Origin of the sequence: Streptomyces diastatochromogenes, from assembly GCF_002242805.1 — a bacterium.
GTDB classification, from domain to species: Bacteria; Actinomycetota; Actinomycetes; order Streptomycetales; family Streptomycetaceae; genus Streptomyces; species Streptomyces diastatochromogenes.
Map to the genome: position 1 here is coordinate 129,431 of NZ_MCGQ01000049.1, position 24,273 is coordinate 153,703.

Genomic DNA, 24,273 nt, shown 5'->3' on the forward strand with positions numbered 1-24,273 from the left:
GCGGGGCGGCGTCCGCGTACGGCCGGAAGGTCACGAAGCAATGGACGGATCCGATCCGGCACCTGCACCCAAGACAGGGCGACTCCGTCTCGCAGCCAGGCCGCCGCCGGCACCCCGCGGCTCATCCGCTGGGACGCCGGCCACGGCGTGGGCGCGCCCGCACCGCCGAAGATCTCCGCACGTCCGAGGGCTACGTCTGTCGGATCTCGGAGCGCTTGCCGGCGACGACTGCCGATCGGCTGGACAGCGCAAGCACCACGCCTACACACGGGAGGTGGCGGCCTGACGGCTCGTCACTCTTCCCAAGGGCGCCAGCCGTCCTCGTCGTCGCTCCGCCACAGGTCGATCCCGCGGTCGCGCAGCGCCGCGCGCAGTTCGTGCGGTGCCAGCCAGGAGTGGAGCGGGACGAGGCCGGTGGTGCGGAGCCGGCCCGCCAGCAGGTGGTCGACGGCGATGCCGGCGAGCAGTGAGGGAATGCGGCCGCCGTCCTGCCGGGCCGTCATGCCCAGTCGGCGGGTGACCGGCAGCCCGCCGCACTCCCCCCTCACGGTGACCGTGAAGCCGCCTGCCTCGTCGCCGACCCGGCCGACGAGCCACGACACCGCGCGCACCAGCGGGGTCCAGCGCCGGGTGGCGCGGGGCCGCCCGGTGCGGGCCCGCAGCGCGGCGAAGAGCCCCAAAGCCCGGTTGACGACGGTGAATTCGGTACCGGCCTTGAAAGCGATCGTGCGGGCGCCGCACAGTTCGGCAAGGACGTCCAGGTCGGCCATCTCGTACACCTGGTGCACCAGCCGTCTGCCGACCGGCGGCGGGAACACGGTCCACTCGGGTTCGGACCAGCCGTGCACCACGGTGGGTACGCCCCCGCGAGGAGCGGTGAACGGGAGCCCCGCGCCGTGCATCATCGCCTCGAACATCGCTGGGCCGCGGTGGCGCCGGGTGTCGGGAGCGGCACAGCACAGGACGCCGTCGACACGGTCCATGCCGTGTGCGAGGTCGTGGACGATCAGTGCCTGGAGGCCGGGTACGACGGACGCCCCGGTGAGGACGGGAGCCGTCGCCGAGCGGGCCACCGTCGCCGCCGCGCGCAGAAAGCCGCGGTCCTCGCAGATGTCCACGTACGGAACCCCGGCGGCCACCGCCGCCCGCAGCGGCCCGAGCGGGTGGGTGCCGGCGCCGTCCATGGCCTGGAACGGGCCCGCGCAGTGCACGACCGCGACCGCGTCACCCAGGAGGTCGCCCAGCCGCTCCGGAGCGTCGCGGTCGCCGGCGACCCAGCGGACCCGGTCGGAGGCGAAGGCGGGATGTGGCGGTCTGCGGGAGACGACGGTGACGCGGACGTCGGGACGGCGCAGCAGATCAGCGACGACGTACCGGCCGTAGAAGCCGCTGCCCCCGACCACGACGATGTTCGATTCCCCCATGCGGCGGCATGCTACCGCTACGTGGACACGACAATAGGGCCGTGTTCCCATCGAGCGAGACTTCTCCCGTTCCCCGTGAGCGACTGCACCGACGGGTCTTCGCGGCGGCCGGCGTCTACAACATCGTCTGGGGCTGCTACGCGGCCGTCGACCCGCAATGGCTGTTCCGGATCGCCGGCATGCCCCCGCAGAACCACCCGCAGATCTTCATGACGCTCGGCATGGTGCTCGGCCTGTACGGGCTTCTCTATCTGGACGTGGCCCTCCGCCCCGCCGAAGGCCTTGCCGTCGCGGCGGTCGGCCTGGCCGGCAAGGTCCTCGGACCGCTCGGCTGGCTGTGGCTGGCCCTCACCGGGGAGTGGCCCCTGGCCTCCGGCGTCATCCTCGTCACCAACGATCTGATCTGGTGGATCCCCTTCGTGCTGTACCTGCACGACTGTCTGCCGCAGTGGCGGGCCCGGTACCTGGCCGCAGGGCGGCGGTAGTCCTTCGTCAGCAGCAGTTCCCAGTGGCGTCACAGGGTTGTTCCGGGTGGTGCGATCCCGGCGGTACGCCGCCGCGGGGGCCCGAGAATCGAAGGTGAACCGGACCAGGGGGAGGGGCGGGAGCCGTGGCCGCAGAGGTGTCGGGGACCTTCGAGTACAGGATCACGCACATCGTCACCCAGGAGGGCGGTCACAACCACACGCGAACGATCGCCCTCACCAACGACGACGCGGGCCGTCTGGAGCGGTTCGAGCAACGCAGGAACGAGGCCCACGCGACGTGCGACCACTGCGGCGCTCGACTCCTGGTGACGCTCCCGTCGTTCGCCGAAGTGCGCGGTGAGCGCCGCAGGCACGGGTTGTTGTGGAAGGTGTGCGCGCCGGCGACGGTCCTCAGCGGCTACGGCTTCTTCCACGTGACCCGCACCGCCACGAGCACGGGGTACGGGCCTGAAATGGCCTTCGTCGTGACCGTGGCCGCGACGCTGTTCTTCGCGTACCGCACGCTGATCAGCGGATTGCTCTCGCGCAGCAACGGAGGGCCCGACGTCACTCGCGTCGACTGCCGGGAACGCGGAAACGTTCGGCACGGCTGGACCTACGTGACAGCCATCGAGGATTCCTGACGCGGTCGGGCGGGCCGGTCGCTTCCCGTCCCTGCACCGGCTCAGGCCGTGGCGTCCTCGTACTGGCCGAGAAAGCGGAATCGGCCGCCGGACGCCCGGAAGAGGTACAGCGCCTTCACGGTGTAGCCGGTGCTCGACGACGTGTAGCGCAGTCTCTTGGTGATCCCGCGGTAGTCGATGTCGCGCAGCCGTCCCACGATCGTGCCGCGTGCCGCGCCGGACGCGCCCGGCGTCGTCATCGCGCGGCCCACGAAGAGCGCCGCGTCGTAGGCCTCGGCGGAGTACCAGGGCGGGGCGGTGCCGAAGCGTTCGCGGTAGGCGGTGACGAAGGACTTCGCGGCCGTCACACGCGTCGGATCGAGGAAGGCGGTGGCGAAGACCCATCCCTCGGCGGCGTTGCCCGCCGAGGCGAGGAAGCGGGGGTCGAGAGCGCGCTCGGTGGCCAGTCGCACCCCCGAGTAGCCGGCGCCGCGCAGCGCGACCGCCAGTTTCGCGGCGCGCGCATGTCCGCCGGCGAACACCACCGCGTCCGCTTCCGCGTCGACCACCGACTCCGCGAGGGCACGGAAGTCGTCGGCGGTGTCGTCCTCGGCGGCGAGGGTACGCCGGGTCGTCGCGTGCCGCCCGGAGCGCATGGCGTCACCGACCGATGCGCAGATGTTCCAGCTGAAGTCTCCTTCGGCCGCGTCGTCGATCAGCACCGTCCTGCGGGCTCGGGCGGTGCGGACGAGGTACGCGACCAGGGGCGCCGCCAGGTTGCGGTCGGGGGGCCGGGTGGCCGCGTACGTCCGGTACGTCACTCCTTCGAGCCCGACCGACACGGAGACCACGGGCAGCAGTGCCTTCTGGTATTCGGCGACAACGGCCTCGGCACAGGCGTCGGTGGTCGGTCCGATCACTGCGCGGACCCGTTTGTCGGCCGCGAGTTGCCGCGCGATCCGTCGCGCCCGGGTCGGGCTGCCCGCGTCGTCGTGCACCTGGAGCGCGAGGTCGAAGCCGCGGTCGGTACGGGAGTTGAGATGGTCGACGGCGAGCCGGACACCGTTCTCCTGGGCGAGTCCTGCTGCCTTGTGTCCTCCCGTCAGATCGGCGTGCAGGGCGACCACCGTGCGCGGAAGCCGGGTGCCGCCGCCGCGCGTCGATGCACGACCGGGGCGGTCCGCCGTCCACCAGGCCGCCGTCGCGCCCGCCGCCAGAACCCCGGCGGCCGAGCCCAGCACCAGGAAGCGGCGTCGCGTGGCGCCCTTCGGCGGCTCCTCCGAGTCGTGCACGGTGTCGATGCCGGGCGGAGCGCCGGACACCTCGGTCGCCTCGACGGCGGGCAGGGCGAGAGCGGCGGTCGAACGGCGCGCGATCAGCCGGGTGGACGATTCGGGCAACCAGCCCCCGCCCTCGCTGTTCCGGTCGTCGGGCTCCGTCCCGTCCAGGACTCGCCGGATGTCGGCCACGGGGGGCCGGGAGCCCGGCTCCTTGGCCAGACAGTTCCGCAGCAACAGCAGCAGCGGTGCCGGTACGCCGTCCAGGTCGGGTTCGTCGTGGACCGTACGCACCAGCGCCTCGGCCGCGGAGCCCCGGCCGAAGGGGCGTTCGCCCGTCGCGGCGAATGCCAGCAGACAGCCGAGCGAGAAGACGTCGCTGGCCGGGCCGATCTCCCTGCCTCGTCCCCGGGCCTGTTCGGGGGAGAGGAATCCGGGGGAGCCGACCACCATCCCGCTGGCGGTGAGCGCGGTGTCCTCCGGCATCCGGGCGATACCGAAGTCGATCATCCGCGGTCCGTCGACCGCGAGCAGCACATTGCCCGGCTTGACGTCCCGGTGCACCAGACCTGCCCCGTGCACGGCCTCCAGCGCCTCGGCGAGACGGGCCCCCAGGAACCGCACCGAGCGGTACGGCAGTGGCCCGCACTCCTCGACCGCCTCCGCCAGTGAGGGGCCCGGCACGAACGCCGTGGCGAGCCACGGCGACTCCGCGTCCGGGTCCGCGTCGAGCAGCGGTACGACCCAGGGGCTGGTGACCCGGCCCGCCGTCTCCACCTCACGGCGGAAGCGGGCCCGGAAACCCGGATCGTCCGCATGCGCGGCGCGGATGACCTTCACAGCGGCCAGTGAGCCCGAGCCGGAGCGGGCCAGGTACACCACGCCCATGCCGCCCGCGCCCAGCCGGCGCAGCAGCCGGTAGCCCGCGATCCCGGCCGGGTCGGCGCCGCGCAACGGCTCCATCAACGCCCCATCAGGTGGACACCTGGAACGGCGCCGCGCCCTGGTACCTGAACCGGCCGCCGTCGACCTTCCACAGATAGACGCCGCGGCCGTCGATGACCAGTGACCCCGTCTTCTTGTCGAAGGCGAAGTTCTTCGTGATCCCCTTGTACGAGGCCCCGCGCAGCGCCGTCGCCAGGTTCTGCCGGGTCACGCGCCCGGCGGACGGCGAACTCAGCGTCTGCACGATCAACCGGGCCACGTCGTACGCCTCGACGGCATACCGCTGCGGTTCGGCGTCGAAACGCCTGCGGTACGCGGCCGCGAACGCCTTGGCCTCGGGTGCCACGGAGGCGTCCATGACGGGGGCGACGACCACCCAGCCGTCGGCCGCCTCCCCGGCGGCGGACAGGAACCGGGTGTCGAGCACTCCCTGGGCGGCGGCTCGCGCGCCGGCGAAGTGACGGTGCGTCAATTCCCTGGCCAACAGCGCGGCGCGGTCGTGGTAGCCGGCGAACACCACCGAGTCCGCTCCACCCTCGAGCAGGGCGTCGAGCGTCGGTCCGAAGTCCCTGCGCAGCGCGCTGACCACCTTGGGGACGACCGGCTGCCGGTCCTGGTGAAGCATGCGGGAGAGCGCGCTGCTGATCTCCCACCCGTACGCGTCCGCCGCCCGGTCGTCGACGATCCCGATCGTGTGCGACTTCGCGGTGCCGTGCAGGTAGGCGCGGAGATAGAACGGCAGGATCGTGTCCGTCACGCGGGCGTGGAGGAAGGACCGGCTGCCCGTCACGCCCAGCACGGTGGCGCCGGGTGACACCGCGATGAGGGGCAGTGCCGCGGTGTCGTACGTCGCCAGCGAGGCCAGGGCGGTGTCGTCCGTGGTGGGACCGATCACGGCCAGCACGGAAGGGTCGGTGACCAGCCGCTTGGCCACCGCCGGGGCCCTGGCCGGAACCCCGCCGTCGTCCACCGTCCGCACGGCGAGCGTGAACGGCCTGTCGCCACGGGAGTTGAACTCGTCGACCGCGAGCCGCAGTCCCCGCTCCTGAGCCCGGCCCACCGCCCTGTGGTCACCGCTCAGATCGGCGTGCAGGCCGATCGTGTGCACGGGCCCCTTTGCCGTCGGGGCGGCGGTGGAGCCGTTCCCCTTGCCGTCACCGGAGAGAGCGGCCCAGGCGGCCAGACCGCCTCCGGCCGCGACGGTCACCGCGCCCCCGGTGAGGACGAGGAGACGGCGTCTGCCGACGGCACGACCCGATGGCTGTGCGTCCGCGTCGTCCGCCGCGGTGGTGTCGGCGGACTCGGAGGCGACCTCGGTGTCATCGACGGCGGGCAGCCCGAGCCCTGCGGCCGACCGTTCGGCGATCAGCCGGATCAACGGCTCGGGCAACCAGTCCTCGTCAGCGGGTTCCTGATCCTGCCGTGCGGAAGGACGTACCGCCCGGAGGATCTCCCGCGGGTCGGCGGGCTCGGTGTCCGCGAGGGCCTGCGACAACGCCTCCGCAGTGGGCCGCTGCCGCGGGTCCTTCTCCAGACAGCCGCGCACCACTTCGGCGAGCTCCTGCGGAACACCCTCCAGATCCGGGGTGTCGTGCACCGTTCGGTACAGCAGCGCGTCGAGGGAGCCCGTACCGAACGGGGGCCGGCCGGTGGCCGCGTGGGCCAGCACGCAGCCCAGCGAGAAGACGTCGCCGGCCGGGCCCACCTCCCGCCCGCCCTGGGCCTGTTCCGGTGCCAGGAAGCCGGGGGTGCCGACCACGACACCGGTCGACGTGAGCGCGGTGTCCTGCAGATCGCGGGCCACACCGAAGTCGATCAGCCGGGGGCCGTCGAGCGCCAGCAGCACGTTGCCCGGCTTGACGTCCCGGTGCACGAGACCGACCGCGTGGAGGTCGCTCAGCGCCTGGGCGAGCCGGGCGCCCAGCACCCGCACGCTCCGTACGGGCAGCGACCCGTGTGCGGCGACGGCCTCGCCCAGCGAGGGCCCCGGCACGAAGACGGTGGCCAGCCAGGGCGCCGCTGCCTCGGGGTCCGCGTCCACCAGAGACGCCACCCAAGGGCTGGTCATCCGGCGGGCCGTCTCGGCCTCGCGCCGGAAACGCTCCCGGAATCCGGCGTCCTCGGCGTACTCGGCCTGAATCACCTTCAGCGCGACCAGTGCACCGCCGGCCGAGCGGGCCAGGTAGACCACACCCATCCCACCCGCGCCGAGCCGCCCGAGCAGCCGATGGCTCGCCAGCCGGGACGGGTCCGAGGTACGCAGCGGCTCCATCACTTCCCCTTCAATCGCTGCCGGACGCGCACCAGCATCTGACCCAGGGCGGTGCTGCCCAGTCCCTGGAGTTCTTCCTGGGGGTGCCCCTTTCCGCCCGTCACGGAGACGGCCGCGACGACCGTGCCCAGCCGGGCGACCATCCACAGGTACGGCTGGGCGTTGCCGCCCTTCCCGACGTACTGACCGGCCTCCAGTACCGAGTCGTCGGCGTAGTCCTGCTCGCGGGCGCCGAAGGGGGTGCCGAGGGAGTTCAGCCCCGTGATCCGTTCGTCGGCTCGTGTCTGTTGCTCCGGGCAGCGCAGGGGTTCCTCCAGCGTGGTGCTCAGCTGGTCGTCGGCGCCGAGGACGGAGGAGTGCACGGTGGCCGAGGCCGTCACCTTGACGGCACCTTTCCCTCCGCCTGCGGGCAGCCGGCTGTAGCGGGACAGGCCGGCCAGTACGCCTCGGGGGAGCTTCGGCCGCTCCCAGCGGCAGTTGTCGTCCAGCACGGCCCAGGTGCCCGGGGTGCTCTCGGCCGGGTCCTGCGCGACGAAGCCCCGGCCCCAGTCGCCCGGAGCGAACACCACGGAGTCCACCAGATCCTGCCCGTCCTTCGAGGTCCTCGGGACGAGGTCGGCGTCGGGTCTGAAGGCGGGGGTGGCGGAAGAGCCGCCCGACGGGGGCGCCGCGGTGTGCGTGGGAGACCCCGTTCGACGCGCGGAGCCGCCGTCCGCCCCCTGTGCCGAACACCCGGCCAGCAGACTCCCCGCCACCACGAGCGCCACCCAACTTCCCCGCACAACCCGGGTGTTGCTCTTCACGCAGTCCCCTCTGCACCGATTGATCCGTCCGACTGCCGAACGTAGACGGCCGCGAGGGGAAGAGGCCTCAGTGGAAACACGTAACTCCCTACGTGTTTCGCCGCGTCCCAACTGATCACCGGACGTCGTTCAGGGTCCGGCTCCCAGTCCGACGCGGGTCATGAGTCCGGCCAGGGCCGCGCGGGAGGGCACCGACGCCTTGCGGTAGATGGAGGACAGGTGGGTCTCGACGGTGCGCCGGCTGAGGTGGAGCCGAGCGGCGATGTCCTGGTTGCTCAGCCCCCGCGCCACGAGCTCGGCCACCTCCAGCTCACGGGCCGTCAGCTCCGCCAGCTGCGCCGGCACCGTCGCCGTCTCCGTCATCACCTGGGGGCGGATCAATTCGGCGAGGTCCACCAGCAGGCGTGCACCGCCGGCGACGGCGATCCGGTGGGCCCGGTGCCACATCACGGCGGCGCGCGCCCCCTGCCCGATGCGCTGCGCCAGGGGCGCCGCCCGGAGCAGGGAGTATGCCTCCCACAGGGTCTGGCCGCAGCGGACGTATTCCTCTGCGGCCGCTTCGAGGAGCCGTACGGCTGTGCCGGTGTCGCCGTGGCGCTCGACCAGCGAGGCCTCGGCACGCAGGGCGGCCGCGCGCTGACCGTCGAGATGGAGCCGGTCGGCCTCGCGCATCGCCTGTGCGGCCCAGCGCACGGCCTGGTCCACGTCACCGGCGGCGAGGGCCGCGCCCACGAGGGTGTCGAGCTGACCCGGACGGATCGACGGTTGCAGCAACGGCAGTTCAGCGCCGCCGCCTGCCGTCGTGATGGCCTCCTGCGCGCGGTGGGGGTCTCCGCTCGCGTACGTCGCGTGCCCGAGCATGCACCAGGCCAGGGAGGACCACCAGCCCCTGCTCCGGCCTGCCGCGGCGACGGCCTCCTCGCCGGTGGACAGGGCACTGCCGTCCCCCAGCGGACGTACCAGCAACAGCACCAGTGTCTTGATGGCCAGGGTGAAGCCCAGGAGTTCGTCGCTGCCCGCGGCCCGGGCGATGGACTCCGCCTCCTCGGCGGCCTCCAGCGCGGACGGCAGCCGGCAGGTGGTGAGGTGGACGAAGGCCCGGCTCGTCAACAGGTGGGGCAGGACGTGGAGTTGTCCGGTGCGGCGGGCGATGCGGAGCCCTCGGGTGATGTGCCGCTCGGCGTCGCCGTAGCGCTCCAGCAGGGTTTCCGCCCAGGCCAGCCAGACCAGCGCCTCGCACAGATCCGCGAGACCGGGATCGGTCAGCGCGTCCGCGAGTGAACCGGCGGCATCGGCGAAACGAGCCGCCGCCTCCGTCTCCCCCTCGTACGCCTCGCCCAGGGCTGCCAGGGCCAGCGCCGCCGCCTCGCCGGTCGGATGGTCGTGGGAACGCGCGACGGCGACAGCCTGCGCGACGTCCTCGCGTGCCTCCGGGTAGGACGCGGTCAGCAGGGCGGACATCCCGAGAGCCAGTCGCAGGGAGACCGCCTGGGTGGGGGACGGGCCCGGATCGCGGGACAGCTCACGGCGCAGCAGGGCGGTGGCCTCGGGGGAGTGGCCGAGGTGCCGCTCCATCACAGCGCACTGGGCGACGGCCTGCGTACGCAGTTCAGGATGGCCCTTGCCGGCCGTCTCGATCAGGATGTGCAGCAGGTCCCGGCTCTCCTGGAGGCTCCCGCTGACGCCCAGCGCGCGGGCGCGGGCCAGGACCAGTTCGCCGCGTTGTCCGAAACGGTCGGGGCTGTCCGGCATATGAGTGAGGACGACATCCAGCAGATGGGCGGCCGTGGCCGGCGCGGTCGCCGCGAACCCTGCGGCGGCCTCGACGAGCACCTGTGCGGCCTGGGGGTCCCAGCCGGTCAGCGACCGTTCGACGTGGCGGGCCCGCTCGGTGGCGGGAGCGCCGCCACGGGCCAGTTCGCGCGCGGCCCGGCGGTGGACCTCGGCCCGCCACCCCGGCGCGGTTCCCTCGTAGACCAGGGCCCGGAGCAGGGGATGGCGCAGCGCCCACCGGCCGTCCGGTCCGGAGCGCAGCAGATCCCGTACGACCAGGGCACCGGTCTCGTTCTCGATGTCCTGGGGGGACAGCCCGGTCGCCACGGCCAGCATGCCGAGCGTCGCGTGGTCGCCGAGCGCCGCGACCGCCTCGACGGTCCGGCGCTGCGGCCCGGTGAGCGTGGCCAACTCGTCGAGCAGCAGCGCGGCGAGCCCACCGGGTACGCCGGCCGGGTCCAGGGCGTCACCGTGTCTGTCGGGCGTGAGGCCGTGCGGTGACACCCCTGTGCGGTAGGCGTGCACCAGGGCGAACAGATACAGGGGGTTGCCCTCGCTGGCGGCGTGCAGCCGCTTGGCCCGGTCCTCGGGAACGTCGGGAGCCAGCGCCAGGACGGATTCCTGCTCGGAGAGCGGCTCCAGGGTGAGCTGGAGCACGGCTCCGCCGGCTGCGCCGCGCGCCAGCGCCGCGGTCAGAGAGGTCGGTGTCTGCCGGACCCGCCGGGCCACCACCAGGAGGACGCGTCCGCGCGCAGGGTGCCGGATCAGATGGTCCACGAGCTCGCGGGAGGCGGGATCCGCCCAGTGCAGGTCGTCCAGGGCCAGCACCAGACCCTGCTCACCCAACTGTGTCAGGAACGCGGCGATCATACGATGCAGCTCGAACCGGGCGGCGGTGCCTTCGGCGGATCCGTCGCCCGGCCCCTTCCGGATGCCGGACAGCACCGAGTGCGCTTCGGCGAGGGCGGGGTCGGCGTCCTGTGGGCCGGGGTCGGCCAACGCGTCGCTGAACAACTGGTAGGGGACGTGCTGTTCGTACTCCGTGGCCCGGCCGCGCAGTACGGTGAACCCGGTTGTGCGGGCCCGCGCGCACACTTCGTCGAGCAACTTGCTCTTCCCGATGCCGGGTTCACCGACGATGTCGACGACCTTCGCCAGGTCTGACCGGCCCAGGTCCGCAAGCAGGGCGTCCAGCCGTGCGAGTTCCGACGACCTGCCCACCAGTCCTGCCACGCCGTCGCCCCCCGTTCAGCCGGTGACCTGCTCACCCGCGTCGATGTTCGTTCCCCACAGCTCACCTTATGGGGCCGCACAGCGGGCACCGGGTGCCCGGGGCCGGATGCGTCGCAGGGCGGAGCAAGGAGGGTGCGCCGCCCAGGTTCTCGCCTGGAGCGTGCTCGACCGGACCGGCTGACCTCCCAGCGACTTCCGGGTGGCTGTTGGTGAAGCGGGGTCGGCGTACGCGCGGTCATGTAGCTACGTGCGTTGGCTCGCCTGGAAACCGGAAAGTGACTACAGTCCGTGAGTCCCGCCGGGCTCTGGAATCCGAGCCTCGTCCCGCACGGAGCTCTCGTCTGCTTGGTCCAACCAGCGCGGTTGAGTTCCGGTGCTGGTTCCGTGCTGACTTTTGTGACCGGGTTCGCGGTGGGGGCGGGTACGTGTCGGCACACGGTAGAAACATGCAGGTCAGGCGCACATGTGGCGGGACAACATAGTTTGGGGGTTGGCTATGCGTGTGGCCAGCATGCCCGCTCAATGAAGGGTGGTTGGGCCGCTTGAAGCGGCCGAAACGAGCGCTGTCCGAGAGGCGTATTTACGGGTGATTTAACGGTGCAGTGCTGACTCCCGTGCTGACTTGGTGTGATCTTGGTCGTGGTTCGGTCAGAGCCGGAGCGCGGCCACTCACACGGACGCGGGAACTGAGATCCCTACCTCGGGGTGCAGCGGGGCTCTCGCGTGGTCAGGCGATGGGGTCGGCGTGCAACCGGATCACGTCGACCGGGCCCGCGCGGAAGGCTTTGTTGGCCGCGTCCGCCTCGACCATGTGAGGAGCGGTGTCGTGAGCAGCGAGGGCTTCCTGAGAGGCCCACTGCTCCAGCAGCACGAACCGGTCGGGGTCGTCGGTGCGGTGAAGGTCGTAGTGGAGGCACCCGTCTTCGGCGCGGACGAGAGGGGCGAGACGGGTGAAGGCGTCGGCCTGTTCCTGACCGCGTCCGGGGAGACAAGTGATCATGACCAGGAGTCGTATCTCAGACATGCCGGGACCCTAAAGGCCGGCCGGCTCGCTCTGCTTCGATATTCGATCTGTGAGACGAAGACCGAAACAGAAGGATCCTACGGGGCACGCCTATACCAGCTCGACTACAGCCAAGCCGAGTTCGGGTATCGACGCTCCTCCGTCGGCGTCGCCGGCCGCCGGACCAGAGCGCGCGGGACTCCAGGGCCGCGCAGGGGGAGGCAATCTGCGCGGCCCCGGAGCGTCATGGGGGTTCGGCCGAGCAACAGGCATGCTGCGCGCGGGAAATGAAGGGCTACTGTCCCGTCGCCCGTACCACGAGCGGTCACGAGGCGGATGTCCCGCGACGGCGTGCCCACCTCGATGGTGACCGGGCCTGGCGGGGTCACCCAGCCGCCTGCCGCGACATGCCAGTAGGGGCCGTCGCACATGGTCAGCGCGGGGATTCCGAGGCGGGCGAGGGGGCCTTGTAGAAGCCGTAGTCGACGTTGATGTCGCCGGTGACGAGCTCGATCTTCTCGGCCGGGGTCATCCCCCTCAGGAGGGCCTCGACCCGGTCGTCCACGACAGGCGAGCAATGCCACGGATCTGTGGACTCAGCGTCGGTGCCGTCCGGGCTGCTCAGGTCAGGGTCGATCACAGAGGTCACGTCGTTCCTTTCACGGGCTTGATTGCGACGGAGTTGAGAAGGCGGTTTCCACTCATCAGCGGGCCCTTCTCACGGGGAGTACGGCGAACGCGGCGATCACGGTGAAGAAGGTGGCGGCGATGAACAGCGCGGCCTAGTGGTTGCCGCTGCCGATGGCCAGGATCGATGTTGAACCAGACACCAGCCCGCGAGAACCGCGGTCACGGTGGTGCTCGCCGTGATGAGGCTGAACCCGACGCCGGTGCTGACGAGGCCGCCCACCACCCACGGCCGACGCATGCCGAAGCGTGACGTGGTGCGGTCCGACAGATGCCCGAACAGCAGGGCGGCCAACAGTGCGAAGATCGCACCGAAAACGAGAACCAGCGACAGAGCCTGGGCTTTCCTGTTCGGCGTGATCGCGCTCATCTTCTCCGGGAGGGTGAGGAAGACCGGCGTCAGAAGCGCCGTGGACAGGCCGAGCTGCGCCAGGCCGATGCCTGTCAACACCCGCAGGAGGACGGTCGAGAGGGCCGCTGCGTGTATGCCGTCCTGATCGGCTTCGGTGAGAGAAGTCATGAGCTCTCCTAGACGGGGGCGATGCCTGTCCGCATGGGGGAGTCAGCGACACACCGTGACAGCGGAGGTGTGAATGAGGAGGTGCAGTGGGGAGCCGTCGCGGGTGCTCAGCCCAGGAGCCTGGTGTGCCAGTGCGAGAAACGTTCCAGGGGATCCCCGTCCCAGCCCCAAGGCCGTGCTGTCGCCACCCCGCCGAGGGCACGGAGCACGTCGGCGGCCTCTGTCAGGCGATCTGCTCGGATGAGGGCGTATGCAAGCATGTTGAGGTCGGCGAGAGCCGCGGCGTGGCACAGGAATCCGGGCTGTAGCCAGCCGGCGACGGCGTGATCAAGGGCCCGAGCAGCTTGCTGTTGTGTCCAGAGAAAGTTCGCGCCCAGAGCCTCGAGCCCGCCCTTCGACATGGTCCGCTGGTAACGCTCGACAAGTGCGACAAGCTCCAGACCGCACACCGGGGAGCCAACGGGAGCTGTCGCCCGCACCTCTTCGATGAAGTCCATGCTCTTGGCGCTGGACCCGCACTCCTCAGGCGAAAGGTAGCCCAACAGCTGCAGATGCCCTTCGCGATTCCACGGATCCCGGTCCTTGATTTCCCACCACACCGGCCGTAAATCTGTCGCGGGACGGCCTTGGAGCCGCAGGAGGCCGAGGAGGACGACCCACGGAACCGGATCGGCCGGCCTGAGCTCAGCGGCGCGGTTGCATGTGTCGATCGCGGTCGTGAGCCGTCCGGCGGAGCCGTCACGCCGGGCATGGACCAGATCTGACCAGGCATGGAGGACGAGGGCGTCCTGGGACCCAGGCCGACGCCGCCGCCAGGCGTGGGGCAGCCCCTGCCCGGCGGCTTCGGCGAGGACGGCGAGGCGGTGCGTTCGCCGGTCCCAATCGTGCCCCGCGTCATGGACGAGGTCCTCCACCAATGCGACCGCGAGGTCGAGTTGCGCGGGGGAGGAGGGCGCGGTCAGTCTCCGACGGGCGTTTCCGACGGCGATGTCGTCGAGCTCCGGGGGGAGGCGGGGGGCGTTGCTTCTGCGGCGTCCGAAGAAAGGCATGACTTCCGAGGAGGTGGGCGCGGGCATAGAGCTGGATGCGTCGGCGCAACGCGCGGGACTTCACGGCCGAGCCAGTGCACCGTGACCAAGTGCCTCGGGCGCGTCGCGCCGATCGCCGCCGAGATGGGACAAGGGCGGATGCCGCGGATGGGGAAGGAGGGCGTGGCTTGGGATGGGTGTGCCCCGGAGCATGCCCGGCTCCGAACGCCATCCGCGGCGGTTGCCTCAGACGGCGGAGGCTGCGGCTTGCCCGGCCTGCCCACGCCGGCGTGGAAGCAGCGCGTCCAGGGCCCAGGCGCCAGGGCCGAACACGGAGATGACCAGTAGCGCCCAGCAGAACAGTGTGGCCGCCTCGCCGCCGTCGGCGATCGGCCAGAGACCGGTCGGCAGGTGCACGGTGAAGTAGGCGTAGGCCATGGCCCCTGAACCGATGACGGCGGCGGAGCGGCTGCCCAGGCCCACAATGAGAAGAGGGCCACAGACCAGGTGGATGAGAGACGCGTACCAGTACGGCCACAGACCGGTCGGCACGGTGGCGCCATGGCCGTCGGCGCCGCCCATGACGCCGAAGAGGTTGGCGATGCCGTGGCAGGTGAAGAGCAGTCCTATGACGACGCGGTAGACGGCCAGGAAGTGATTTTGGGTGGTGGCGGGGACGGACATGAGGGGCTCCTGCTGGGGAGGGGCTTCCGGCGGGGGACGCCGGTGGAGCGTGGGGCTAGGGCCGGGCGGCGGTTGGGGGCAAGCGAGCGGTGATTCCGGACGGTCAGACCAGGGAGTGGACGCGGCGCATGACCTGGCGGCAGAAGTTGCCGATGCTGTCCGGGTCATCGGTGAACTGGGAGGGCTTGATGCAGAAAGTGGTGAAGCCCTGTTCGAGCTGAGCGGGAATGTGCGCCAGCGCCTGGTCGAGGTCCGCGCAGGAGTTGTTGTCGGGGAAGACTGCACGGGTGCCGCCGACGAGTTCCAGCTCGTTGATGTCGCGTCCGGCTTCCGTCATGGCGGCTCTGAGCTTGTCCATGTTCTCGGGTGTGGGACGGCCGAGCGGATTGAAGCCGTGACCGTGACGCACGAGCCTACGGGTGAGGGCGTCGTGCATCCCGCTGCCGCCGAACCAGATCCGGGGGCCTTCCGGGCGGTGGGCCTTGGGCTCGAAGTAGACGTCCCGGAAGCGGTAGTGCTTCCCCTCGTACGTCGCGGGGGATTCGCGCCAGAGGAGTTCCCAGATCTCCAGGTGCTCGTCGAGGAGTTGCCCGCGCTTGTCGAAGGGCACGCCCAGTGCGGCGTACTCGTCCCGGCTCCAGCTCACGGTCGGCAGCACGATCAAGCGTCCCTCGGACAGCAGGTCCAGGGTCCCCAACTCCCGTGCCAGGAGCAGCGGGTGGCGCAGTGGGGCGAGGATCGCCGCGGCGGCCAGACGCAGCCGTGTGGTCACGGAGGCGATCGAGGCGAGCAGCAGAAGGGAGTTGGGCCAGGGGGTGAAGGGGTCCTGATTGCCGGGGAGAGCGTACTCGCGGGGGTTGGGCATCAGGCCCTTCGCGCCGGCGTCGGGGCCGAGCACGATGTGTTCGCTGATCATGACGGAGTCGAACCCGGCGTCCTCGGCCTCTCTGGCCCAGCGGACCAGAGTCGGCAGGTCGCGTCCGGAGGTGAGGGTCCAGTTCTCGCTGAGGACCAGTTGCATACGGGGTATGGGGGCTTTCAACGGTGCTCCATGCAGGGCTGAGCGGGGGGGCAGGTGGCGAGGGCCGCGGGTCAGAGCAGGTGGGCGTACTCGCGGAACTCCCAGTCGGTGACGTAGCTCCGGAACCGGTTCAGCTCGTCGCGCTTGAAGGTGAGGAAGGAGTCGACGAAGGGTTTGCCGAGCACTTCGGTGAGCTGGTGGTCGGCTTCCAGCGCGTCGAGCGCCTCACCGAGGTGGGTCGGCAGTTTCGGGGCGCTGGTCGCGTCGTATCCGTATCCGCTCATCGGGGCGGGGGGTTCGGCCGCTTCGCTGATGCCCAGGTGGACGGCGGCGACCAGGCCGGCGATGGCGAGGTAGGGGTTCGCGGTGGCGTCGCCGAGGCGGATCTCCAGGCGCGAGGCGCTGCCGCGCTCCGGCGGGATACGCACCATGGCGCCCCGGTTGTCCAGGCCCCAGTCGATGAGCCAGGGGGCGGCGGTGTCGGGGCCGAAGCGCTTGTAGGAGTTGATGGTCGGGTTGAACAGGGCGGCGAGCGCGGGAGCGTGGGTGAGTAGTCCGGCTATCGCGTGACGCGCGGTGGCGGACAGCCCGTGGGGCTGATCCGGGTCGTCGAAGACGTTGCGCTGCTCGCTGTCGACGACGGACAGGTGCAGGTGAAATCCGGAACCACCGCCGTCGTTCAGCGGTTTGGCCATGAACGTGGCCAACCGGCCTTCGACGCGGGCGAGTTCCTTGACGGCAGCCTTGAAACGGAAGGCGCGGTCGGCGGCGTCCAGGGCCTCGGAGTGGTCGAGGTTGATCTCGAACTGGCCGCCGTCGAACTCCCGGTTGCCGCTGGTGGCGCCGATCCCGAGGTCGTGCAGATGGCGCAGGGTTCGCAGGAGGTGTCCGTCGGGGTCGCCCTTGCGTCCGACGGTGTAGACGTTGCCCGGTGCGTCGGCATAGCGGCGCCAGCCGGTGGGTGAGGCCGGATCGGGGTCCAGCAGGACATACTCCAGTTCGGGGCCCACCACGGCTGTCAGCCCGCTCTCCCGCAGTCGTCCGGTGACCTGGCGCAGCAGATCCCGGGGTGATTCGGGTGCGGGTCGGCCGGTTTCCGGATCCCGTGCGTCACCGATGCACCAAGCGACGCCGGGTTCCCACGGGAGGGGGACGAGGGTGGCCAGGTCGGGTCGTACGGAGATGTCGGGCATGCCGGCGTCGAGGCCGCCGGGGATGTCGGAGTGATCGCCAAGGGCGGCGGTGTGGTAGATGGCCCGACAGAAGGCGATCCCATGGCCGATCGCGTTGGGCAGGTGGTGCAACAGGACGTCCCGGCCACGGTCGGAGCCGATCAGGTCGGGATACGCGACACGTACGACGTCGATCCCCTGGGCGGCGAGCGCATCGATTCTCTGGCGGATCTGCGGGGGTGTTTCGGCGCTCACGGTTCGCTCCTCGGGGGCGCAGAGAAAGTCATGATGTAACAAGAAATTTCCGCCTAGGTCACCATTGTGCCCTTGTGATCAAGGTTTGTAGGCGGACGTCCTTCGTTTGGTGCCAAACGATAGGAGTCGTGTGGTCCCGCCGCAAGAGGCGGGTCGCAACTTCTGGCGGATCTCGCCTTCGTCCGCCCCCTTGATGCGTCCCGGACTCAAGGCCCGACGGTTACATTTGGCAGCAAACGAATGTCCAGGTGGCGTGCGTGTCACCAGAATGTGAGGGGAAGTCCGTGGCCGGCCATCGATCCATCGTGGAGACCGAGCGTGCAGTCCAGGCGAAGCTCAGCGGCTTCCAGCTGCAGCGCGAGCAGATGGCGGCTGTGGCGAACATCCATCGAGCGGCCGCGGCCGTGCGGTCGCACCTGGAGAACTCGGTTCTGCGCCCTTCCGAGCTGACCTGGACGGGGTTCGTCGTGCTCTGGGTGCTCTGGATCTGGGGCGAGTCGGAGACCTGGTCCGTCGCGGAGGAGGCGGGGATCTCCAAGGGGACGCTGACCGGGATCGCGCGCACCCTGGAGTCGCGGGGGCTGGTGACCCGCTCGATCCATCCCGAGGACGGTCGGCGCGTCCTCCTCTCGCTGAGCCCTGAGGGGGAGAAGTTGATGGAGGATCTCTTCCCTGCCTTCAATACGGAGGAGGCCTTCGTGGTCTCACGGCTCACGGTGGAGGAGTGCCGTCAGCTCGCGGACGGGCTGCGCGCCGTGGTTGCGCAACTTGAGGAGTTTGGGGAGGGGCGGCGCCGTGAGCTGCTGGGTGGTGCGGAGCCTGCCCCGCGCCGCTCCGGCCGGCGGCCGCGCCCGTAGCCGAGTGGCTCCTTCGAAGGTGGCGCCCCGGTCGCGATCTGCGGCCGGGGCGCGATTGCCTTCACGGGTCTCTTGTGGGAGTGGAACCCTCTGGGTATCGTACGGGCCCAAACGAATAGGAACGCGGAACGTTCACCGCCTCCCCTAGGGCCTTCGGTCGAGGTCCGACAGCGCAACCCTCACCCCTCCCCACCGCTCGAGTGCGCAGCCGCATCCGATGCCGGCGCACTGTTCTCGGCTCCCTCACGCCGGTTTCGCCTCGACGGCCTGTCTCCCCGGACGGAGCACACAATGACCCAGCCACCCGGATCCCCCGCAGAGCGCAGACACGACGGCTTGTCACTCATCGATGTCGTGGCACAGTCGGTCGGCTTCATGGGGCCCGTCTTCTCCGTGTCGATTCTGCTGCCGCTGCTCATCGGCGTGAACGCCGCAGGACGGGGGGCAGGTGCCGCCGCCCCGCTGGCCGTACTGCTGGCCACCGTCGGCATGCTTGCACTCGGCTGGATCGTCTCCGCCTACGCGCGCCGGGTGAAGGCGGCGGGCTCGCTCTACAACTACGTGACCCTCGGCCTCGGCAGACGTGCAGGTGCCGCCGCGGGCCTGATGTACTACGCCGGAGTGCTCCTCCTGGGTGCCGCCATAGGTCCCCTCATCGGCGGCTACCTCCATGACACTCTGCAGGCCGAGTTCGCGATCGAGCCGCTTCCCGTGTGGGGCTGGCAACTCCTGCTGCTGGCGGGCCTGATCGCCGCGGTGTACGTCGGCGTGGAGTTCTCGGTGCGCAGCCAGCTCGTGCTCGCTCTCGTTTCGGTCGGGGTGCTGCTCGTCTTCTTCGTCTACCTGATCTTCAAGGTGGGCGACGGAAACAGCGTCAGGGCATTCAACCCCCATACGTCGCAGGATGGTTGGGCGGGGATCATGTTCGCCGTGCTCTACGGAGTGCTGCTCTTCACCGGGTTCGAGGCGGCGGCCAACCTGGCCGAGGAGGCCAAGGACCCGCACCGCCACATCCCCAAGGCCGTGATGTTCTCCGTCCTCGCCGCGGCGGTCTTCTTCCTGCTCGGCACCTACGCCCAGGTCGCCGGCTTCCACTTCGACCTGGACGCCATGACCAAGGCGGCAGGAGCCCCCTTGAACACACTCGCCGGAGGCGGGCCCGGCGGCTACGGATCCACCACATGGGGGCGCCTGGTCGAGCTGGTGATCTTCCTCGACATGGCCGCCGTCTACATCGGCGTCTCGGTCTCCGCGACCCGTGGTGTGCTGACGATGGCCCGTGACGGCTGGCTGCCCAGGTCGCTCGCCTCCCTCAGCTCGCGGCGAGGCACGCCCAGCGGCGGCACGGTGCTCGTCGGCGCCGTCTACCTGGCGGTCATCGCGATGTCCGGCCTCTTCCCCAAGCTGCTGGCGCTGCCCGGCGCTCCCTCGTACCTGGCCGTGTACTCCTGGTTCTCGACCTTCGGCGTCTTCTGCCTGGCCGCCATCTACCTGATGATGGCCATCGGCGCGCCGCGCGGCCTGCGCGGCCAGACTTCGGGCCCGGTGGTGTGGGTGTGTTCCGTGGTGGGTGTCCTGCTCACCGCCGGGGCCCTGTTCGGCTCGGTGTACAAGGTGCCCGCACCCACGGTGTACGCGACGTACTTCGCGCTCGGATGGTTCGTGGTGGCCGTGGTGATCGCGGTGGTCGTCGGACGTCGGCAGGACCAGCGATGACGCTTGATCAGGAATCTGTCGTACTGGTCACCGGGGCGGGCACCGGAATCGGCGCGGCGATCGCCGAGCTGGCGGCCGCAGCCGGAGTCCGTGTCGCGATCTGCGGGCGACGCCGCGAGCCGTTGGAGAAGGTCGCCGATGCCACCGGCGCGACCCCGTACACCGCCGACGTCACCTCGCCCGCGGACGTCGAGCGACTGGTCTCGCAGGTCGTGTACGAGCACGGTCGACTGGACGGTGTGGTGGCGAACGCCGGGGTGATGCGTCCCGGAAGCATCCTCGACCTGACCCACGAGGATTGGGACGCCACCGTGCGTACCAACCTCACCGCACTGTTTCTGCTGGCCAGATGCGCCCTGCCGCACTTGGTGGAGTCGCGGGGCGCGTGGGTGACCGTCAGCTCTGTCGCCGGGCTGAGAGCGCCGACCGGCGCGGCCGCGTATGCCGCGTCCAAGGCTGGTGCGGCGATGCTCACCCAGTGCATCGCCGCGGACTACGGCCCGCGTGGGGTCCGAGCCAATGCCGTTTGCCCTGGATGGACGCGCACCGAGATGGCGGACGAGGAGATGCGGGAGTTCGGCGAACCACTCGGTCTCGACCGCGAAGAGGCGTACGCGCAGGTGACGAATGTGGTGCCGCAACGGCGGCCTGCCGCCGCGTCGGAGATCGCCGACGCCGTGCTGTGGCTGCTCGGCCCGCACTCCTCCTACGTCAACGCGGCGGTGCTGACCGTCGATGGTGGCACCACCGCCATCGACCCGGGCACCATTCCGTTCGACTTCGATGTCGCACTCCGCGCGACGCGCCCGTAGCGGCAGAGGAGAGATCTGACATGGATCTGGAACTGAAGGACCGCGCGGTGCTGGTAACCGGTGGGGCCAGCGGAATCGGGCGGGCGACCGTCGCCGCCTTCCGTGGCGAAGGTGCCCGCGTGGCGGTGATCGACCGGGCACCCCGGCCCGCCTGGGCGCCCGACGATGTGCTCTGGCATCAAGGAGACATCACGGAAGAGGCAGCGGTCGCCCAGGCTGTGGGACGGACAGCCGGCCGCTTCGGCGGACTGGATGTGGCCATCGGCTGTGCGGGGGTCTCCGGCCCGATGGGGGAACACGCCGTCCACACCAGCCGGGAGGACTTCGCGCACACGGTCGACGTCAATCTCACCGGGCAGTTCCTCCTCGCCAAGCACGCGGCCGGCTTCATGCGCCGAAACGGCGGAGGCGCGATCGTCATGGTCGCCTCCGACTCCGGCTTCGTCGCGGCGCCCGGCATGGTGGCCTACTGCGCGTCCAAGGGCGGTGTGCTCATGCTGGCCAAGGCGCTCGCGGTCGACCTCGACCAGGAGCGGATCCGGGTGAACTGCGTCTGCCCGAGTGTGGTGGACACCCCGATGTCGCGCGCCGATCTAGGGCTGGACGAGGAGGGCTTCGACGGACAGCCTTACCAGGTCCACCGCCCGGAGGACATCGCCCGCTCGATCCTCTTCCTCGCCTCACCTGCTTCGGCAGGCATCAACGGCACGGCCCAGGTGATCGACTTTGGGGGCCTGGCGCGCTCCACATTTCCTGCCTGACCAGGTGTGACGCCTCACCGCGCGTCCATTGTATGGGTCCAAATGATTTGTTCGTCTCATTCGAAAACAAGGAGTCTCACATGACCGGCGTCCGCGGGTTCTTCCATCCCAAGACGGCCACGGGCCGTTCCTCGCTCGTTCCTTCGCCACCGTGGTACTACTCCGGCGACCTGATCACCATCGAGTACAGGACCGATCCCGCGCGGGTCGCCGAGCTGCTTCCCCAGCCGTTGGGGCTCGCTGACGAGGATCCGGGAGCCGTCGCTCTCATCTGGGCCGACTGGCAGTCGTGCAGCGGTTCCAGGGAAGAGCTCCTGGACCCGGTGCGCTCGCAGTACAAGGAGTGCTTCGCGGTGGTGCGCTGCAAGTACCGTGGGACGACGTACTCCCGGTGCGTATACATCTGGGTGGACAAGGACTTCGCCATCGCGCGCGGCTTCCACCAGGGGTATCCCAAGAAGCTCGGCTCGATCCACATGACCCGTCCCCACCCGTACGGCCCTGCGCCGCGGATCGAGCAGGGTGCAGCGTTCGGGGCGACGCTGGCGGCGGCGGACCGACGACTGGCCGAGGCCGTCGTGACACTGCGTGAACCGGCCGAGCACAATGGCTTTGTCAACGGCCACCCGATGGCCCACCATCGCTGGCTGCCCTCGATAGAGAAGGGCAAGGGGCTGGCGCTGGACGAACTCATCGAGACCGGCGCGGCGTCCTTCGAGGGCGGGCAGCCCTGGGCCGCCGACGCCGAACTTCGACTCTTCGACGCGCCGACGGAGGAACTGGCCCGGCTGGAGGTGCGGGAGCTGATCGGCGCCTACTACCGGCAGGTGGGCGTCTGCTGGGACGGCGGGACACTGCTGGAGACCGGGACTTCCGGCCCCGAGTAGCGGCCCGCGAGGGCAAGCGGCGTTGCGGTCCTGCGCCGGTTCGCCGCGCAGGACCGCAGAGGCGTGGCACGACGAAGGGGTGGCCCAGGCGGCCGGTCGCACCCGTGCGCCCACGGGCTACGTCGTCACGGCACCGCTGCCGTCGGAAGGGCCTGCTCGGCCCAGATGGTCTTGCCACGGGCGTGGTAGCGGGTCCCCCACAACTGGGCGAGCTGCGCCACCATGTAGAGCCCTCGTCCTCCCTCGTCGGTCTCCAGCGCGCGCCGGATGTGCGGGGAGGTACTGCTGGCGTCGGACACCTCGCAGATCAGGCTGCGGTCCCGGATCAGGCGCAGCTGGATCGGCGGGCTGCCGTAGCGGATGGCGTTGGTGACCAGTTCGCTGACGACCAGCTCGGTGGTGAACTCCAGCTCCTCCAGGTCCCACTCAGCCAGCTTCCGGGTCGCGAGCGCACGTGCCTCGCCCACGACCTCGGGCTCGGCGGCCAATTGCCAGGTGATGTGGCGGTCCGGATGCAGTCCGCGTACACGTGCCACGAGCAGCGCAGTGTCATCCTGCGGGCGGCTCGGCGGCAGTCGGCGGACCACCGAGGCGCAGATGCCGTCGAGCCGGGGAGATGCGGCGAGCTGAGGCTCGGACAACGCCTCGCGAAGCCATGTGAGATCTGTCCCGGCGCCGTCCTTCGCGGTCTCCTCCGGACGGTTGGTGTGCAGGACGAGGACGTCCCCGTCGTTGAGAGTCACCTCGCCACTTTCGAATGGAGCTCCACCACGCCCAAGGGGAGGGCCGCCGGGCAGATCGAGGAGCTCCACCTTCCCGTCCGCCGAGAGACGGGCGGCCGGGGGATGCCCCGCCCGGGCCATGGCGCACCGGCGTGAGATGGGATCGAAGACGGCGTACACACATGATGTGCCGGCCGCTCCACTGGCGAGTCCCTCCCCGTGCTCGTCCTGGAACCGGCTGATCTGGTCGTCCAGGTGGGTGAGCAGTTCCTCGGGCGACAGATCGAGATCTGCGAGCGTCCGCACCGCGGTGCGCAATCTCCCCATGGTCACAGCCACATGCAGGCCGTGCCCGGGGACATCGCCCACCACCAATGCCACACGCGCGCCCGACAACGGAATCACATCGAACCACGCTCCCCCGAGCACCGCACGAGTGCCTGCCGGCAGGTAGCGCGACGCCGTTTCAACGGCACGGAGCAGTGGCAACTGCTGTGGCAGCAGGTTGCGTTGGAGCGCCATCGCCGTCGCCCGCTCGTGGGTGTATCGCCTCGCGTTGTCAATGCATACCGCCGCACGCGCCACGAACTCCTGGGCCAAGAGCACGTCATCCGCCTCGAACGGATCTGCACGCCTGAAGCGCAGGAAGACCGCCGCCCCCAGTGGGGCGCCTCGTGCGAACATCGGCACCAGAAGATACGAGTGGGTCCCGTATTCGCGGACAAGGGCGGCCCGTCGGGGATCGACCGGGGCGAGCTCGGCGATCACTTGCTCCGTTGTCAGAAACAAGGGCTCGCCAGTGGCCAGCGCCCGGCCGAACAGGGCACCCGGTCCCGAGGTGAACGAGTCGACCTCTCCCGTGGCGACCACTACCTCCGCCGGGGTTTCGAGAACGGAGGAAGTCGCCGCCCGCCGCAGCGGCACCGTCTCGGCGATGGGTCCGAGTACCGGCTCCTCGCCGCCGAAGACAGGGTCGAGCAGGTTGACGAACGCGTGGTCGGCGAAGAGCGGGACGGCGACATCGGTCAGTTCCTGCGCGGTGCGCAGGACGTCAAGAGTGCTTCCGATCTTCGCGCTCGCGTCGTTGACCAGCGCCAACCGCTCCCGGGCCCTGACCCTGTCGGTCACCTCGAACACGGCGTGCGCCAGTCCGATGACCTCCCCCGAGCTGCTGCGCAGCGGCACGATCGTTTCCGAGAACGCCTGGTTCCGATGTGGGGCCTCGGAATCGTGGGCGCGCACCTCTGTGGCGACGAGCGCCTCCCCACTGGCCAGGACCTGTCGTTGCCGAGCCTCGAATGCCGCCACGTCCAGCACCCCGGCCGGTGCCA

Annotated in this window: 20 protein-coding genes; 7 read left to right on the plus strand and 13 right to left on the minus strand. The window is 70.3% G+C overall.

All coding sequences use genetic code 11. The features are described 5' to 3' along the window. Positions 1 to 293: 293 nt before the first annotated feature. On the minus strand, positions 294 to 1,424 hold the full coding sequence (locus BEK98_RS41100) for a saccharopine dehydrogenase family protein (protein WP_167444378.1): 1,131 nt from the start codon (positions 1,422 to 1,424) through the stop codon (positions 294 to 296). A 41-nt stretch (positions 1,425 to 1,465) separates the two neighbouring features. Between BEK98_RS41100 and BEK98_RS41105 the strand changes: the two genes are divergently transcribed. Further along, positions 1,466 to 1,909, plus strand: coding sequence for a hypothetical protein (locus tag BEK98_RS41105; protein ID WP_208643376.1), 444 nt, complete (start codon positions 1,466 to 1,468; stop codon positions 1,907 to 1,909). A gap of 125 nt (positions 1,910 to 2,034) precedes the next feature. Beyond that, positions 2,035 to 2,535 (plus strand): hypothetical protein, encoded by a 501-nt coding sequence (locus tag BEK98_RS41110; RefSeq protein WP_094221898.1) that lies wholly within the window; start codon positions 2,035 to 2,037, stop codon positions 2,533 to 2,535. A gap of 41 nt (positions 2,536 to 2,576) precedes the next feature. On the opposite strand, the gene BEK98_RS41115 is transcribed toward BEK98_RS41110, so the two are convergent. The 11 genes from BEK98_RS41115 to BEK98_RS41165 all read right to left on the minus strand — a co-directional run bounded on the left by BEK98_RS41115 (position 2,577) and on the right by BEK98_RS41165 (position 17,187). After that, positions 2,577 to 4,754, minus strand: coding sequence for a bifunctional serine/threonine-protein kinase/ABC transporter substrate-binding protein (locus BEK98_RS41115; protein WP_094221899.1), 2,178 nt, complete (start codon positions 4,752 to 4,754; stop codon positions 2,577 to 2,579). A gap of 10 nt (positions 4,755 to 4,764) precedes the next feature. Next, a complete protein-coding gene (locus tag BEK98_RS41120; RefSeq protein ID WP_094221900.1) occupies positions 4,765 to 7,008 on the minus strand; it encodes a bifunctional serine/threonine-protein kinase/ABC transporter substrate-binding protein in 2,244 nt (747 codons plus the stop codon). Further along, positions 7,008 to 7,811, minus strand: a complete 804-nt coding sequence (locus BEK98_RS41125; RefSeq protein WP_143684226.1) for a hypothetical protein — start codon at positions 7,809 to 7,811, stop codon at positions 7,008 to 7,010. The genes BEK98_RS41120 and BEK98_RS41125 overlap by 1 nt, the downstream gene beginning before the upstream one ends. A 129-nt stretch (positions 7,812 to 7,940) precedes the next feature. Beyond that, positions 7,941 to 10,817 carry a helix-turn-helix transcriptional regulator gene (locus BEK98_RS41130; RefSeq protein ID WP_341869044.1) on the minus strand — a complete coding sequence of 959 codons (2,877 nt, stop codon included), beginning with the start codon at positions 10,815 to 10,817 and terminating at the stop codon, positions 7,941 to 7,943. Between the two features lie 727 nt (positions 10,818 to 11,544). Continuing rightward, the gene (locus tag BEK98_RS41135) at positions 11,545 to 11,841 is read right to left on the minus strand and encodes a putative quinol monooxygenase (RefSeq protein ID WP_094221902.1); all 297 of its coding nucleotides are present in this window, start codon (positions 11,839 to 11,841) and stop codon (positions 11,545 to 11,547) included. Between the two features lie 412 nt (positions 11,842 to 12,253). After that, entirely contained in the window at positions 12,254 to 12,469 is a 216-nt protein-coding gene (locus tag BEK98_RS41140; protein ID WP_143684227.1) for a hypothetical protein, read from the minus strand. Positions 12,470 to 12,565: 96 nt separating this feature from the next. Beyond that, positions 12,566 to 13,027, minus strand: a complete 462-nt coding sequence (locus BEK98_RS41145; RefSeq protein ID WP_094221904.1) for an MFS transporter — start codon at positions 13,025 to 13,027, stop codon at positions 12,566 to 12,568. Positions 13,028 to 13,134: 107 nt separating this feature from the next. After that, positions 13,135 to 14,103: a hypothetical protein gene (locus BEK98_RS41150; protein WP_244202198.1), complete on the minus strand. Its 969-nt coding sequence runs from the start codon at positions 14,101 to 14,103 to the stop codon at positions 13,135 to 13,137. A gap of 198 nt (positions 14,104 to 14,301) precedes the next feature. Continuing rightward, the gene (locus BEK98_RS41155; protein WP_094221905.1) at positions 14,302 to 14,739 is read right to left on the minus strand and encodes a DoxX family protein; all 438 of its coding nucleotides are present in this window, start codon (positions 14,737 to 14,739) and stop codon (positions 14,302 to 14,304) included. 103 nt (positions 14,740 to 14,842) lie between these two features. Next, a complete protein-coding gene (locus tag BEK98_RS41160) occupies positions 14,843 to 15,781 on the minus strand; it encodes a TIGR03619 family F420-dependent LLM class oxidoreductase (protein ID WP_341869045.1) in 939 nt (312 codons plus the stop codon). A 50-nt stretch (positions 15,782 to 15,831) separates the two neighbouring features. Further along, on the minus strand, positions 15,832 to 17,187 hold the full coding sequence (locus tag BEK98_RS41165; protein WP_094221907.1) for a glutamine synthetase family protein: 1,356 nt from the start codon (positions 17,185 to 17,187) through the stop codon (positions 15,832 to 15,834). A gap of 284 nt (positions 17,188 to 17,471) precedes the next feature. On the opposite strand from BEK98_RS41165, the gene BEK98_RS41170 reads away from it, so the two are divergent. The 5 genes from BEK98_RS41170 (at position 17,472) to BEK98_RS41190 (ending at position 22,220) form a co-directional block, all read left to right on the plus strand. After that, positions 17,472 to 18,044, plus strand: a complete 573-nt coding sequence (locus tag BEK98_RS41170) for a MarR family winged helix-turn-helix transcriptional regulator (RefSeq protein ID WP_094221908.1) — start codon at positions 17,472 to 17,474, stop codon at positions 18,042 to 18,044. A 291-nt stretch (positions 18,045 to 18,335) separates the two neighbouring features. Further along, positions 18,336 to 19,760, plus strand: a complete 1,425-nt coding sequence (locus BEK98_RS41175) for an APC family permease (RefSeq protein ID WP_094221909.1) — start codon at positions 18,336 to 18,338, stop codon at positions 19,758 to 19,760. Beyond that, positions 19,757 to 20,572, plus strand: a complete 816-nt coding sequence (locus BEK98_RS41180; protein ID WP_094221910.1) for an SDR family NAD(P)-dependent oxidoreductase — start codon at positions 19,757 to 19,759, stop codon at positions 20,570 to 20,572. Before BEK98_RS41175 ends, BEK98_RS41180 begins: the two co-directional genes overlap by 4 nt. Before the next feature lie 20 nt (positions 20,573 to 20,592). After that, the gene (locus BEK98_RS41185) at positions 20,593 to 21,333 is read left to right on the plus strand and encodes an SDR family NAD(P)-dependent oxidoreductase (protein ID WP_094221911.1); all 741 of its coding nucleotides are present in this window, start codon (positions 20,593 to 20,595) and stop codon (positions 21,331 to 21,333) included. A gap of 80 nt (positions 21,334 to 21,413) precedes the next feature. Next, positions 21,414 to 22,220, plus strand: a complete 807-nt coding sequence (locus BEK98_RS41190) for an acetoacetate decarboxylase family protein (protein ID WP_094221912.1) — start codon at positions 21,414 to 21,416, stop codon at positions 22,218 to 22,220. A 125-nt stretch (positions 22,221 to 22,345) separates the two neighbouring features. Here BEK98_RS41190 and BEK98_RS41195 read toward each other — a convergent pair. Continuing rightward, on the minus strand, positions 22,346 to 24,273 hold a 1,928-nt coding region (locus BEK98_RS41195), incomplete at its 5' end, for an ATP-binding SpoIIE family protein phosphatase (protein ID WP_143684228.1).